This is a genomic window from Ruegeria sp. Ofav3-42 (assembly GCF_022347725.1).
Taxonomy (GTDB): Bacteria; Pseudomonadota; Alphaproteobacteria; order Rhodobacterales; family Rhodobacteraceae; genus Ruegeria.
On sequence record NZ_JAKRGB010000017.1, the window covers coordinates 50388 to 65468 of the forward strand.

The following is a 15081-nucleotide window of genomic DNA, read 5'->3' on the forward strand; positions in this document are numbered from 1 at the left end:
AGATGTTCAGAGATTCAGCTCACACCGACACGTTCACCCGGGACAACCTGCCGGAAACCGATACATGGCCGGAATTGCTGTTGGGCGGTTTTGACTATCCCGATCGCCTGAATGCGGCGGTCGAGTTGACGGATGCCATGGTTGCAAAGGGTTTCGGTGATCATACGGCATTGATCGGCAATGGACGCCGTCGGACGTACAAAGAGCTGATGGATTGGACCAACCGTCTGGCCCATGCCCTGGTGAGGGATCTAGGCATAAAGCCCGGCAACCGCGTCCTGATCCGGTCAGCCAACAACCCGGCCATGGTTGCCTGCTGGCTGGCCGCCACAAAGGCGGGCGCGGTGGTGGTTAACACGATGCCGATGCTGCGGGCGGCGGAACTTGCGAAGTATGTCGACAAGGCCGAAGTGACCCACGCGTTGTGCGACACCCGTCTGATGGATGAAATGACCGCCTGCGCCAAGGGCAGCAGATTCCTCAAAACTGTTGTGGGGTTTGACGGTACTGCAAATCACGATGCCGAATTGGATCGTCTGGCGCTGGAAAAACCCGTGATCTTTGATGCGGTCGAGACGGCGCAGGACGATGTCGCACTGATCGGTTTCACATCGGGATCGACCGGTGAACCAAAGGGAACGATGCATTTTCACCGCGATCTGCTGATCATCGCCGACGGCTATGCAAAAGAAGTGCTGAACGTCACGCCGGAAGATGTCTTCATAGGATCTCCGCCGCTGGCCTTTACCTTTGGGCTGGGCGGGCTGGCCGTTTTCCCGCTGCGTTTCGGGGCAACGGCGACGCTTCTGGAAAATGCGTCGCCGCCGAACATGGTGGACGTTATCGAACAGTATCGCGCCACGATCTGCTTTACCGCCCCAACAGCCTATCGGGCCATGATGCAGGCCATGGATGACGGGGCAGATCTCTCGTCTTTGCGCGCAGCCGTTTCCGCCGGTGAAACCTTGCCCGGTCCGGTCTACGATGACTGGATTGAGAAAACGGGCAAGCCAATGCTGGACGGCATAGGCGCGACCGAGATGTTGCACATCTTTGTCACCAACCGTTTTGAAGACCACAAACCGGCCTGCACGGGTAAGCCAGTCACAGGATATGTTGCCAAAATCATCGACAACGACGGCAAGGAGGTGCCCGTTGGTGACGTGGGCCGTCTTGCGATACGCGGCCCAACCGGGTGCCGGTACCTGAGAGGGGAACGCCAGCGGGAATACGTCCAGGACGGCTGGAACGTGTCGGGGGATGCCTTCTACCGAGATGAGGACGGGTATTTCCATTTTGCCGCCCGGAATGACGACATAATCGTCTCATCGGGATACAACATTGCCGGCCCGGAAGTGGAAGCCGCCTTACTCAGCCACGAAGCGGTCGCCGAATGCGCCGTTATCGGTTTTCCTGACGGTGCACGCGGTTCCATCGTTCAGGCGCATGTCGTTCTCTCATGTGGTCACCAGCCGGACGAGGACATGGTCAAACAGTTGCAGGACCACGTCAAAGCATCCATCGCCCCGTTCAAATACCCCCGATCGATCATCTTTGCGCAGTCATTACCAAAAACCGAAACGGGAAAGATCCAGCGTTTCAGATTGAAGGAAAAGTCATGAGCGCGCAGCCATATGATCCAAGCTCGGAAGGCGCAAAGATGGGCTTCAAGGATGCCATGTCTTATGGCGACTACCTGAAGCTGGACAACCTGTTGAGCCAGCAATGCCCGTTGTCGAGCGCCCATGACGAGATGCTGTTTATCATTCAGCATCAGACCAGCGAGCTTTGGATGAAGCTGGCGCTTCATGAAATGTCCATGGCCCGAGACGCGTTGAACGCGGGAAACATGTCCCACATGTTCAAAATGCTGGCGCGCGTGTCGCGGATTTTCGAACAGCTCAACAATGCATGGGACGTTCTGCGCACGATGACGCCCGCCGACTACACCAGGTTTCGCGAGGCGCTTGGTCCGTCGTCAGGATTTCAATCCTATCAGTACCGGATGATCGAATACGTCCTGGGCAACAGAAACCCCAACATGCTCAAACCGCACGAGCACAATCGGGAAGTTCGTGAAATGCTCAGCGCAGAATTGGCCCGACCGAGTTTGTACGACGATGTCATTCGATTGCTGATCACCACAATCGACGGCCCCGACGCAAAAATCCCCGAACCACAGTTGAGTTCGCCTCATACCCCCCTGCCCGAGGTTCAGGCCAAGTGGAGGCAGGTTTACGAGGATGTCGACACCTACTGGACCTTGTACGAACTCGGAGAAAAGCTTGTCGATCTCGAGGACTATTTCAGGCGCTGGCGCTTCAACCACGTCACCACTGTTGAGCGGGTGATTGGCTTCAAGCGCGGGACAGGCGGGACGTCCGGCGTTGAATACCTGCGCCGAATGCTCAGCGTCGAACTCTTCCCCGAACTCTGGCATTTGCGCGGAGAGCTTTGAGATGTCCGGAAACACCGTTTATCGAAAGCACTTGTTCGATATTCCGGACGATGTGATTTACCTCGACGGAAACTCTCTTGGTCCGCTTCCGAAAACGGCGGCGGACCGTGCGCTGGCAACCATCCGGTCCGAATGGGGACAGGAGCTGATCAAAGCGTGGAACACGGCCGACTGGATCTCTCTGCCGCAGAGGGTTGGCGATAAGATTGCCCGGTTGATCGGTGCGCCTGCGGGATCCGTCGCAACCGGTGACACGTTGTCGATCAAAGAATATCAGGCGCTGGCCGCTGCTTTGAAAATGCGTCCTGAAAGACGCGTCATTCTGTCGGATGAAGGCAATTTTCCAACCGATCTCTACATGGCGCAGGGCCTGATCGAAACCATCGACAAAGAATATGAGCTGCGCACTACGGCACCGGAAGATATCGCTGACGCCATCAACAAAGACGTGGCCGTGGTCATGCTGACCGAAGTGGATTTTCGCACGGGCCGCAAGCACGACATGATCGAGATCACCCGCCGCGCCCATGATGCCAGAGCCGTCATGATCTGGGATCTTGCCCACAGTGCTGGCGCGTTTCCCGTCGACCTGATTACCTCCAACGCCGAGTTTGCGACGGGCTGCACCTACAAGTACTTAAATGGCGGCCCCGGTGCTCCGGCGTTCATCTATGTGCGACCCGATCTCGTTGAAACGGTACAGCCCGCGCTTGCGGGGTGGATGGGGCACGAGGCGCCGTTTGCCATGGACCCGCAATACCGCCCGGCAATGTCGACCGAGCGTTTGCGGGTTGGTACGCCGCCGGTGGTTCAGCTGTCTATTCTGGATGAGGCATTGCAGATCTGGGAAGACGTTGATCTGCAGGATGTGCGCATGGCTTCGGTCGCTCTGTCTGACAGGTTCATTGCCGAGGTCGAGGCGCGCTGCCCGCAGTTGCAACTGGCCTCGCCACGTGATCCGGCCGAGCGCGGCTCGCAGGTCTCGTTTGCTTTCGAACACGGCTATCCCGCCATGCAGGCGCTGATAGACAGGGGTGTAATCGGAGATTTCCGGTCGCCGGACATCATGCGGTTTGGGTTTACCCCGCTCTACCTGAATGAAGAGGACGTCGTCGCCGCTGCAATAACCATCGAGACCGTGATTCAGAACGATCTCTGGCGGGACCCGAATTACCAACTGAGATCGCGCGTAACCTGAGATCGGCGCGCCAGCTTCGGCCCTCTTGCACACACTGCCCGAAACCAAGCGGAAGAGATACAAGATGAACCTGAAAGAAATTCACCCCGACGGATGGGCCCCCGCACTTGGCTATGCAAACGGCATGCTGGCGGAAAACGGAACGCTCCATGTTGGCGGCCAGATCGGTTGGAACGCAAATAAGGAATTCGAAGCCAAGGATTTTATCGGGCAAATGGAGCAGACCCTGCGCAATATCGTCGCCGTGGTCGAAGCCGCCGGAGGCAAGCCGACAGATATCGCCCGCTTGACCTGGTTCGTTAAGGACAAGGATGAATACCTGGCAAAACAGCGCGAAGTCGGTCAGGCGTACCGCAGGGTGTTGGGCAAACATTTTCCAGCCATGTCCTTGCTGATTGTCAGGGACCTGGTCGAAGATGAAGCTCTGATCGAAATTGAAGCCACGGCACATATCGCCGGCGGTCGGTGAGGGAAACAGCGGATGATTGGACCAGAATGCGGTTCTGTTGCGGAGTACAAGTTAGCCGATGTGACCCAGCAATTTCAGGATGTTGAGATGCCAGAGTTTTACAACTATGTTGGCAGTGTTTCGTCAGATTAAGCGTCTTAGGATGGCGCATCAGTGTACCCGCAGTTTCAGCAGCAAGGCGCAAGCCCGCTCAAGATCAACAGAGGACACCTATCTGCATTTGCACAACACTATAGTCGCAGAAAATATGCCGCGTCGCACCGGTTGGCCCAGGGCACTCCCGCCGTCCACACGGGTAGTGTCAGCAATGCGCTGCGCGGCAATAACGTGGCGGGTTCCACGAATTCGGCACCAAAAAATATGCGCCGAGCCCGGTCACCACGATCAATGCGTCAGCAGGTAGAGCAGATCGCTGCCTGTCCCGGGTCAGGTTTCCGGGTTCAGAACACCTGGAGGACAGAATTCACTCGGGTTCATCCGCAAAGGTCTGCGTTCACCGATTGTTGCTCCTGACAACACTTGTGGAGTTTCTCCGATGGAAATTGAAAGCCGCTTTAATTTGGCTTTTACCCAAGAGCTGTTTTTGAAGACCATTGTGTTTGCCGGGTTTACGTTGTTTTCCCCGAAAGTCGCCGTTGGATCGAGCACATCAAGCTGCACAACCGGACAAGGTTCAATCTGCATCTGCGTCATCCATTTTCTTGTCCAAAGGAACCCTTCCATCATGTGGTAGTGTTTTGCTTCGTCCAGCAGTCTTTGGGCCGCAGCGGGCCCAAGGACATATGCTGCCGCTCCGCGTTTGTTCTTGTAGATGCGGTGCGCTTCGACACTCAACTCAGCGTTCTGCCATATTGGAGTTTTGCCAAGCGTGTGCTTTTTCTGCGCGTATTCAAGATCATAGACGCAATTCCACTCATCCGGACGCGACCGGATGTAGGACAACACCGGTTTGAAGCTATTTGAGATCAACACGTCGTCCTCTAGGATACAAACCTTTTGGTCCAGGTTCGCGACTTTCTCCCAAACACTCCAATGAGAAAACGTGCAGGCGACATCCTGAGCTCTGATCAAACGTGTCCAGTCATTTGCCGCATTCTGAAGCACCCTGGATGGCAAGTCACCGACTGAAACGCCGTTCACAAACTCCAGTTCCAGTCCCAGCCGGTCAGCTTGGCGGAGTTGAAACTCGCGCCGCGACCTGTTGTTTGGAGGGTTGATAACCATGATCTTCATTTGGCGCCTTTCATTGTTGGCTTTGCGCATCCGAAGGAGGTCGTGGCATGCTGGATCATCGAGAAAAGCGGGATTTTGCGATTGCAGCCTGGGCGTTGAAGTCGTTCTCAACCCACTGATTGAAGGCGCCGAACAAGTTGAGAAAACTAAATCCATTCCCAGATGAATGCGATGACGGTGAGGTGAAAACCTAATTCTGCGACGGCCATTGCCGGGTTGCGATGCCGAGACTTCCCATTTTCATAGACGTCCCACGAGAGACGGTCTTTTTGGTCGATCGGAAGCAAGTACAAGTGCCAAAGAAGATAGCGGATACGATCCGCTAGCACGTACAGGAGTGTGTAAAGGCTCAAGGCAGAGGATCGGCAGCCCGCGACCATTGTGGAGGCCAGTGTCGTTAACATGCTGGGTCTTTTCCGGCGAACACCAATGTCGTCCGGTGCCTTGAGGCGGTCCTGGAAAACCGTTCCTTCCACATTGTGAACCTCCGTTAAGGTAAATGCGTCTGGAGGCCTCAGATAATCCGGGAATGTATCAGTGACTTTGCCGTTGGTTTACAATTTTGCAAGAAAGCGGACAGTTCCGCGATTATCCACGATTTTGGGCGCGCGCGCCGTGTTCGGCTTTCGCGCAACCTTGGAGGCAAAAAACTGCTTGTCACCTCCAAGTTCACCTCAAATCCAATGAAGTCGCGCTGCTTACCTCTCGCGTAGGGATATTCTTGGCATGACGTCATGCCCATCGATGTTCTTGTGTTTGAACACTGCTGCAATATGGCCAACAACGACGGCTAAGAAGGCGTAGGCAAAGACCCTGTGAAGTGTCTCGGTCGTGTTTTCCAGATTGAGCCCCCACAAGGATTCCAACGTCGGAAACACTTTGGGCATTGGAACGCCGAACCACCGGACTTGGTGCCCACCGACATCGACCTCAGACCAACCCAACAGCAACACGCAGATTGGAAACAGATACAGGGCAATATGGCCAAGATGCGCAAATCTCTGCTCTCGTTTTGGCATATCCACGGGCAAGGCCGGAACCTGATGCGTAGCCCGAACGAGCACACGCAGGATCATCAATCCAACCAGTGTCACACCCGTTGAGATATGCAAATCGAAGAGAAGTTCTTCGACCGCTGAGTCCTCGGCGGCCAACCTCGTCATGTAATACCCGCTGGCCCACATGGCCAGAAAGCCAACAGCCATGGCCCAATGAAGCAGCCTGGCGGACAGGGCATATTTCTGAATTGTCATCTTCATTCTCCGTATAGGTACTTTGCCCGTTTGGCGTCTCCGCCGGGGCGGGGTTTCGGTGCCGCTGCAAAAGCCCAGTTGCGGCTGAGCAGGAAGTTGACTGCCGCGACCAGAATGATCGTCAGGAACAGGGCAGTTGTTTCTGGCATCCAGGGAAATGTGAGAATGAGTGCGAGCAACGTTTGGCCGCTCAGAAAGCTGCCCAAAGACACGGCGCAGTATTTCGCCAGTGACCGCTGCCCGCATGTGTCACCGTCATGGAAGGTGAAACGCTGGTGACCGAGAAATCCGAATCCAAATGCGCCCGCAAACCCAATCGTGTTTGCCATTAGAGCAGTAGCATCAAACAGCATCACGGTTGCGGCGACACCGTAGTGCAACAGTGTGGCAGCACCGCCTACGGCACTAAAGCGCAGCAGTTGGAAAAGACCCCTCATACCGCAGAGTTCGCATCTTGCTCTTCGGCGATGATGAAGCCTGGACGCTGCTTCACCTCTGAGTATACCCGCGAGAGATACTCCCCAATTACGCCGATGGACATCAACTGAAGACCGCCAAGAAAAAAGATCGCGGTGGTCGTTGTTGCGAAACCGGGCACGTCCACCCCCCAGATCATGGTTTTGAGCACAATCCAAAAACTCATGAGCATGGACAAACTGGCAAAGGCAAACCCGATCACAGTCCAGATCCGCAAAGGCCAATCGGAAAAAGAAGTCAGGCCGGTTAACGCGAGCCCAAACAGTTTCCGCGCCCCAAACTTGCTGGTTCCCGCGTGGCGGGTTCGCAGCTCGATTGGAACCGCGCCGGTTTTGAACCCGACCCAACTGAATAATCCCTTCATGAATTTGTTGCGTTCGGGCAGTGACAAAAGCGCGTCCACCACCTTGCGATCCATGATGCGATAGTCCCGAGCATCGGGTGGGATCGGGCACTCGCTGCCCATACTGAGAAGGCGGTAAAATCCAGTTGCCAGTACGCGCTTCAACGGGCTTTCATCATTGCGGTGCGCCCGTACGGCGTAGACCACATCGTACCCCTCTTCAAACCTCTCGATAAGCTGCTGCAGTGTCGAGATTGGCTCCTGCAAATCTGCATCCAATATGACAACGGCGTTGCCACGTGTGCGCGCAAGACCGGCCGACATTGCCTGTTCTTTGCCAAAATTTCGGGAAAGACGGATCGCGAACAGAGGTAGCTCTCCGGTCATCCGGGCAACCTGCTCATACGTCTTGTCCGTGCTGCCATCGTCAACGACGACAATCTCAAAAGTTTTGTTCAGCCGTTTTGCTTCTGCAGCGACCTCAAGCAGGGTCTTTCGAATATTGTCTTCTTCGTTGAAGGCAGGGATTACGAAACTCAGTTCCGGTCTTGATACTGTCGCGGGAACAGATGCCGGGAAGCGATACAAAGACGGCTCGGAATAGCTCATTGGGCAACCTCCGCTTCGGCGATGGGCCGATAGAACAGCACGTGGCGCCCAAATTGGCCGATGCGTTGGAAATCACCGGCCAGATATTGCGAATTGGACAATGCGTTGTGTTGGGGAACGGCAAGCGCACGCACGGTTGCGTCTAAGGTGTCAAGTTGCGAGGTATCCTGGATTACCTGAGCCCGGCCTTGCGTGTAGAATTCGGCCGAATAGCTGCGATAGCCAACATAGTAGGGGGTCGCGCCTTCGCTAATCTCGTTCAGCTTTGCCACCAGTTCACGTTCGCTTCGCAGTTTGATTTCGTGTGGCGCGATGCTGGCTAAAACGGCGTACAGACCTCCGATGATCATCGTGAATGCGGAAAAAATGACAAATGCCCGACGTGACGCGCGCGCCGGACTGCGCCCCCAAAGATCTGAATAGAGGCAAACCAATAGCACTGCCGATGCTGGCATTCCCGGCAAAGTATAAGCCGCGAGAATGTTTGCCGAAGGCGTGAACAGGATCATCGGCGACAGTGCCCAAAGCAGAAGATAGCTTCGCCAACCGGACTCGTCCGCGGTAAATGTAGCTTTCACAGCCCGCGGTTTCAGAAGAACAGGGAAATATGCAATCGACCAAGGCAGAAAGGCCGTGATCCAATCTACCCATATCGCGCCCTTGGGGCGTTCATGCCCGTTGCCGTACAGGTCGCCCTGCCAGTCCGGCACAGTATAGCGTTCAAAATGCTCGCCAATGATGAAGTAGTGCAGAAAGCCCGGTGTTTTGAGTTCGGCCGCGATAAACCAGGGTGCAGCAATCGCAAACAGGAGAGCGACGCCCCGCATCCATGGCAGCTTGCCAAATTCGCGCCAGCGCCCGGATAAGATGCCCCAAAGGATCAATGGGCCAGCACATAGAACAAGTGCGACCGGTCCTTTCGCCAGCAAGCCAATCGCCAGCCCCACAAAGGCCAGCAATCCGTACCCGTTCGTGTCATTTTCGGAATTCAGCACACGCCATACGGCAATCATCGTGCACGTGGTGCCCAGCGTCATAACAAGGTCCGTCATGACGAAAGCGGACGCTGCAAAGAACAAAACCGTACTTGAGAGCATCACCACCGACGCCAGCGCCGCGCCGCTGCCCATCTCTGCGCGCACCCAACGGTAAACTGACAAAAGAAGTACGATGGCGCAGACGAATATGAAAACGCGTGCTCCGAATTCATTCACGCCAAACAGATCCATGCCAAGCGCGGATAACCAGGTATGCAGAGGTGGCTTGCCCCAAAAAGGCACCCCGTAGTCGAACTGAGGTGTGATCCAATCCCGGGTTTCGACCATTTTGCGCGCTATCTCTGCATAGCGGGCTTCGGTCGTGTCGGTGAAGGGCAGAGTGAATATGCCCAGAACCCGCACCACCCCCAGCCCGACCAAAAGGCAGACAAGGGCTGTATGGTCTGTTTGCGAGAGCTTCAGCCTTTCTTCAGCTGGCACCCTTCCTGGTGACCATGTTTGGTGTGTGCCTGTATCCCACAAAATATCTGCTCCCGCTTTCGACAGCGGCACAGATAGGCCCCATTATTTGCGCAAAAATCTAAGGAAATTTACAAATGTGTAAATCTGACGATTTCTGACAATTGTGCTTGTTTGGGAGTGTCTTGGTGAAGGGTGTCGGACACGACCCTACGGGACATCAGGTACCGTGGGACGGAGGTTTCCAACGACAAATGTATCGCCGACGCGCTCATCCGGTGATCTGGAAAAGCCCGCAATGTATTTCCGGTTTATGTCGTCCAAACCTCACGAAACCGGGCGAAAACAAAAAGTCCTCGTTCCTCGGACCACGGGTTTTCTGTTAGCTCAAGTGTGGCCTCATGGGCATCTGCTATGGATTTCACCAGCGCCAAACCCAGACCAGCACCGGGTTTTGTTCTGCTGGCATCCAAACGGACCGATGGCTTAACAACCTGCTCATAAGCGTCATCGGGTATGCCCTTGCCCGTATCCGCCACCCCGACGCCCGCATAGTCGACAACCACCGAAATCACGGTCCCCGGGTCCGTGTGGCGGATCGCGTTTTCAATCAGGTTAGACAGCATCTGCGTCAACAGAACGGCATCGCCTTTGATTCTCGCACGACCATTGATCCTCAGTTCAAAGCCATATCCCGCATCTTCGACAACCGGTGCAAAAGTCGAAGCGATTTCCTTGGCGACGGCGACCAGATCAACATCCGCAAAACGCTTTTTGGCTGTCCCGGTTTCCAGTCTGGCTATGCGCAGGAAAGCCTCAAAGACCGCAATAACATGGTCCGCCTGCTTCAAAGCCAGTTCGACATTCTGCGCGACGATGTCCGGGTCCGTATCGAGAAGAGCATTTTCCAGCCGCAACCTTAGCCGTGCCAGAGGTGTCTTGAGGTCATGAGCGATATTGACCGCAAGGTTTTTGGTTTGATTGAAAAGTACCTCAAGATGTTCAAGCGTATTGTCGATGTCCTGCGCCAGGTCATCCAAGTCGTCCCGGTCAGTACTGAGCGCAACGCGCTGATGCAAATTCCCCCGGCCGATTTCTGCCAGCACTGTAGACATGCGATCAAGTTTGTTCTGAGCCCGCCGGCTCATGGCAAAGCCAATTGCGAGGGCAATGACTGAAATACAGACCCCAACGGCAATAAAGACATTTGGGATCAGGCCTGAAAACAGCGAACTGTAAGCCAGATTGGTTCCGATAACCAAAACACTTCCGGCAGCTTCACCAACGAAGAAGTACCAGTCGTCCCAATCCGGATTGGTGCCAAAAAGCTTGTTTTCTTCCCAGAGGTCATCCTCGATCGCTCCTCGGACCTCGAAAATTCCTTCCGGGGCAGTCGCTGCCGAGGTTTCATCCGCTTGAAAGAAAACAACTTCTCCACGGTAACTCGGGAAGTCTTCCGGGCGAAAACCGTTCATTTCAACTTCGGAAGCTACGACCTTAAAACGCTTACTTAACTCGTCTTTTATTTGATTGGAAAACTCGACATGAATGATGGTCGAGGCCGCCATGGCCCCCAATAGCTGCAATGCCAACAGACAGACCAACAGTCCGATTGTCTGCCGCAGGCTGGACATTCTCAGATATTTTTGGGTACGCGATTTAACCTTCAAAGAGATACCCTGTTCCGCGAACTGTTTTAATGACCTGATCTCCAAAAGGTTTTTCAATCTTTGAACGTAACCTGCTGACATGTGTTTCCACTACACTGGTCGTGGGATCAAAATTCAGCCCCCAAACTTTTTCCAGCAGCATATTGCGCGTCAGAATGCGTCCCTTCGAGCGCATGAATGCCTCGAGCAGCCTGAACTCTTTGGTGTTCAGATCCACTGCAACTCCGCGTCGCGTACATTTCTGTTTCAAAAGATCCAGGTGGATATCTTTAGAAGACAGCGACACGGCGTCTGTAGTCAGTTTCCGATTGGCACGTCGACCCAAGGCCGCAACCCGCGCCTCAAGTTCAGAAAAGGCGAAGGGCTTCGCCAAATAGTCATCGGCCCCCGCCTCAAGGCCTTCAACGCGATCTTCAACGTCGCCCAAGGCAGTCAGGAACAGAACCGGTGTTTCGATACGAGCCGATCTCATGGTTTTAAGGACGGACAGGCCGTCCAGCTCCGGGACCATTCTGTCGAGGATCACAACATCGTAGTCCGAAGTCGTTGCCGCAATCAGCGCCTCTCGTCCATTGCTGAACCAGTCAACAACTTGCCCACTGCGTTTGAGGCCACATTGGATCCAGTCACCAATTTCAGGGTCGTCTTCAAGCAAAAGAATTTGCATCGTGTTCAGCTCGCTTGCTGCGGGTGAAACTTGGCCGTTGGCACCCTGCTGTTTCTTACATTAAGGAGCATAAACCGAAACGCGATGTTCCGCACCGGGTTCATCCACCCGCCACTCAAGCTTTGCATCGGGGTTTTGGATCAGGTAACGCCAATTCCTTTGCCACCACTCTGCCTAGTCGGTTACATAGGGATCTGAACATTAGTGCTACGTGGTGCGGATGGACCATTTAGAAAGGCTCTCGAGAACTTGTTTTGCTGATGGACAATCATTTCAGCCAGGTTAAGCTCTGGGCTTTTCCGCGACCTTGAGCAAAATTTACTTTTTTGTAAAAACGGCCAAAAAAGACATCCCCCCAAGTTTTGGCATCGAAGCAATCGCTTACTCGCCCGGTGGGTTCGTCTTCAGACAAGTTTTCTGATCGGGTTGACGCAGCTGCACGGTTTGTCGGTGACGATGACATGCAGTTCATGTAACCAGTCGATCAGCCATTTCAGAAAACACTAGGCGAACGACCTGGCAATGCCCCATCTTAGGGCCAACGAAAATCCGCTAAGGGTCGGGGACAACCATTGTGTGTTCAGGTTTCCAGCTCAACCAGATTTCACCGCCCTCTGGCAAATCCGGGATGTCCTGATCGCGCGCGATGACCTTGAATGTGTTGCCGCCGTTTTCCAGAATACAGGTAGCCATTGCGCCAGCAAAGATGCGTCGGACCAGTGTTGCGGGGATCTTGGAAATCTCATCCCCGCCGGGTTCCGAGGTTGAAATGCTCATGTTCTCGGGCCGGACAGCGAGAGTAGACTGCTCTGTCGCCCCGCTTGGCAGCTTGATATCCGCCCCGGCAGAGCTCAGCGCTGTGCCACTCTGAGCGGTCAGAATGTTTGCTTCACCCAGAAACTCGGCCGTGAAGATATCGACGGGGTTATTGTACACCTCCCGTGGTGGGCCGGCTTGAATCATTGTGCCCTGTCTGAGGATGCCGATCTTGTCGGACAAAGTCAGAGCCTCCTCCTGATCGTGGGTTACAAAGATCGTAGTAATCCCAATCTCGCGCTGGATGCGCTTTAGTTCGATCTGCATGTCCACACGCAACGACTTGTCCAGCGCTGACAGAGGTTCGTCCAGCAGCAGCACTTTGGGATTGGTCACGATTGCCCGCGCCAATGCCACGCGCTGTCGCTGCCCGCCAGAAAGCTGGTGTGGTTTTCGGTCGCCCAACTGGCCAAGTTGAACAAGTTCCAGCGCCTCACCCACACGGCGGCGCTCTTCTGCGGCGCCAACTTTCCGCACGCGCAGACCAAAGCCTACATTGTCTGCCACGGTCATATTGGGAAACAGCGCATAGTTCTGAAACATCATCCCGATGTCGCGCTTTTCGACCGGAATGTTCTCGACAGATTGGTCGCCGATATAGATCGAGCCGCTGTCTGCAAAGATGAAACCTGCGATGGCGCGAAGCAAAGTTGTCTTGCCGCTGCCGGACGGGCCGAGCAGGGCAAAAAACCCGCCGTTCGGGAAATCCATGGTGACGTCGTTCAGCGCCTTGAGCGACCCAAAGGTCTTGGTAACGTTCTGGACAGAGACTTCGGCCATCAGCGCTCTCCTCCGAAATTTGAAAACCGGGCTGCAAACAGCATCACGGCCATTGAGATGACGATTATGATTGTCGAGATCGCATTGATTTCCGGCGTGAACCCTTTGCGGATCGACGTGTAGATCAGCACCGGCAACGTGCTGTCACCGGGTTCGGACAGGAAATACGAGACGACGAACTGATCAAAGCTGACCGCGAAGGAAAACAGGGCACCCGCGATGATACCCGACGCAATCCATGGCAGGGTTACGCGTCGTGTGACGGTCCAGCTGTCTGCGCCCATGGATCGAGCGGCTTCTTCCAGGGTAACGTCAAAGGTCACCAACCGGGCGCTCACCACTACGATCACATAAGGCAGAGCGAGAGCGACATGACCGATCAGAACGGAAGGTGTGCCGCGCCCCAATCCGACGCCGTAGAAAAAGATCAACATTGCCGTGCCGGTGATAAGCCAGGGGATTGCGATCGGCGGGAACAGCATCACCTGCAGGAATCGTTTGCCGCGAAACTCGAACCTGAAAAGCGCCAGAGATGCGGCTGTCCCCAGTGTTGTGGCGATCACCGTTGTCGCCAACGCGATTAGGACCGACCGGGTTGCCGCATTCAGGATCTCGGTATTCTGGCCCAACTTTTCGTACCAAGTCAGCGAAAACTCGAAGGGCAACTGATAATATTGCGAGGCGTTAAAGGACATGAATGCCATGACGATGATCGGCGCATACAGAAAGAACAGGATCAGTCCAAGCCAAACCTTGCCCAGCAAGGCCAGATATGTCCCATTCATGTCTGAGCCCTCCGCAGAACCGGGCTGGCGGTTGCCAGGATCAACAGCACAACGGCCAGCAGAATAAAGGACAATGCAGCCCCCAATGGCCAGTTGAAGACAGCGACAAACTGGTCCTCGATGACAGTTCCGAAATAGGTGCCAACGCGCCCGCCAAGAATGCGGGGTTCCATGAACGAACCGACGACGGGCACAAAAATCAGCACGGCCCCGGCCAGCAGACCCGGCAGCGACAGAGGTAGAACAAGGCGCCACAAGATGGTCAGCTTGTTTGCGCCCATTGAACGGGCGGCATCAATCAGGCTGTCGTCTATCGCCTGAAGGGCCAGATACGACGTCAGGATCACATAAGGCAGGTAGGAATGAACCAGTCCGATCACGATGGCCGGTGTCGAGAACATCAGGTTCACGTCTACCTCAAAAGGCAGAATCGCGTTCAGGCCCAGATCGAGCACCCCGTTCCCGCGCAGCACGATCGCCCATGAAAAGATACGAACCAGCGAGTTTGACCAAAACGGCAGGATAACCAAAAGAAAAAGTGCTTCGCGCGATTTTCCCTTGATGACCTTGGCCAACACATAGGCGCAGGGAAATCCCACAAGCACCGATACAGCCGTGACCGTCAGGCCGAGCTTGATGGACTTCCACAGCAGCGTCGCATAGGTCGAAGTTTGAAAGAACGCCTGATAGTTGTCTGTGGTGTAACGCCATTCGGCGTCTCCAAAAGGCACATCTGACAAAAAGCTGAAATAGAGCATCGCCGACAGCGGTAGAAAAATTGCCACTGTCAGCCAGATATAGGCGGGGGAAAGCAACGAGGCGATCTTGAGCCTGTCCTGACGGGCAAGAACCGTTGACATGTCTGC

14 protein-coding genes are annotated in these 15081 nt (G+C 54.9%); 4 read left to right on the forward strand and 10 right to left on the reverse strand.

The window, feature by feature from the left end:
• The first annotated feature begins 2 nt into the window (after positions 1-2).
• From MHN28_RS20305 to MHN28_RS20320, 4 genes are all read left to right on the forward strand, one after another.
• Positions 3-1622: an AMP-binding protein gene (locus tag MHN28_RS20305; protein ID WP_239344389.1), complete on the forward strand. Its 1620-nt coding sequence runs from the start codon at positions 3-5 to the stop codon at positions 1620-1622.
• Positions 1619-2458 carry a tryptophan 2,3-dioxygenase gene (gene kynA / locus MHN28_RS20310; RefSeq protein ID WP_239344390.1) on the forward strand — a complete coding sequence of 280 codons (840 nt, stop codon included), beginning with the start codon at positions 1619-1621 and terminating at the stop codon, positions 2456-2458. Before MHN28_RS20305 ends, kynA begins: the two co-directional genes overlap by 4 nt.
• Position 2459: 1 nt before the next feature.
• A complete protein-coding gene (kynU, locus tag MHN28_RS20315) occupies positions 2460-3656 on the forward strand; it encodes a kynureninase (protein WP_239344391.1) in 1197 nt (398 codons plus the stop codon).
• Positions 3657-3720: 64 nt separating this feature from the next.
• Positions 3721-4125, forward strand: coding sequence for a RidA family protein (locus tag MHN28_RS20320; protein ID WP_239344392.1), 405 nt, complete (start codon positions 3721-3723; stop codon positions 4123-4125).
• A 426-nt stretch (positions 4126-4551) separates the two neighbouring features.
• Here MHN28_RS20320 and MHN28_RS20325 read toward each other — a convergent pair whose 3' ends face one another.
• From MHN28_RS20325 to MHN28_RS20370, 10 genes are all read right to left on the reverse strand, one after another.
• Positions 4552-5358, reverse strand: coding sequence for a glycosyltransferase family 25 protein (locus tag MHN28_RS20325; RefSeq protein WP_239344393.1), 807 nt, complete (start codon positions 5356-5358; stop codon positions 4552-4554).
• Positions 5359-6056: 698 nt separating this feature from the next.
• On the reverse strand, positions 6057-6611 hold the full coding sequence (locus MHN28_RS20330; protein WP_239344394.1) for a cytochrome b: 555 nt from the start codon (positions 6609-6611) through the stop codon (positions 6057-6059).
• Positions 6612-6613: 2 nt separating this feature from the next.
• Positions 6614-7048, reverse strand: a complete 435-nt coding sequence (locus tag MHN28_RS20335; protein WP_239344395.1) for a GtrA family protein — start codon at positions 7046-7048, stop codon at positions 6614-6616.
• Entirely contained in the window at positions 7045-8040 is a 996-nt protein-coding gene (locus MHN28_RS20340) for a glycosyltransferase family 2 protein (RefSeq protein ID WP_239344396.1), read from the reverse strand. Before MHN28_RS20340 ends, MHN28_RS20335 begins: the two co-directional genes overlap by 4 nt.
• Complete coding sequence (locus MHN28_RS20345) at positions 8037-9518, reverse strand: glycosyltransferase family 39 protein (RefSeq protein ID WP_239344397.1); 1482 nt, start codon at positions 9516-9518, stop codon at positions 8037-8039. Before MHN28_RS20345 ends, MHN28_RS20340 begins: the two co-directional genes overlap by 4 nt.
• Before the next feature lie 290 nt (positions 9519-9808).
• On the reverse strand, positions 9809-11131 hold the full coding sequence (locus tag MHN28_RS20350; RefSeq protein WP_239344398.1) for a HAMP domain-containing sensor histidine kinase: 1323 nt from the start codon (positions 11129-11131) through the stop codon (positions 9809-9811).
• 25 nt (positions 11132-11156) lie between these two features.
• The gene (locus MHN28_RS20355; RefSeq protein ID WP_239344399.1) at positions 11157-11834 is read right to left on the reverse strand and encodes a response regulator transcription factor; all 678 of its coding nucleotides are present in this window, start codon (positions 11832-11834) and stop codon (positions 11157-11159) included.
• A gap of 552 nt (positions 11835-12386) precedes the next feature.
• Complete coding sequence (locus MHN28_RS20360) at positions 12387-13430, reverse strand: ABC transporter ATP-binding protein (RefSeq protein WP_239344400.1); 1044 nt, start codon at positions 13428-13430, stop codon at positions 12387-12389.
• Entirely contained in the window at positions 13430-14215 is a 786-nt protein-coding gene (locus MHN28_RS20365) for an ABC transporter permease (protein ID WP_239344401.1), read from the reverse strand. The genes MHN28_RS20360 and MHN28_RS20365 overlap by 1 nt, the downstream gene beginning before the upstream one ends.
• A complete protein-coding gene (locus tag MHN28_RS20370; RefSeq protein WP_239344402.1) occupies positions 14212-15075 on the reverse strand; it encodes an ABC transporter permease in 864 nt (287 codons plus the stop codon). The genes MHN28_RS20365 and MHN28_RS20370 overlap by 4 nt, the downstream gene beginning before the upstream one ends.
• Positions 15076-15081: the final 6 nt, after the last annotated feature.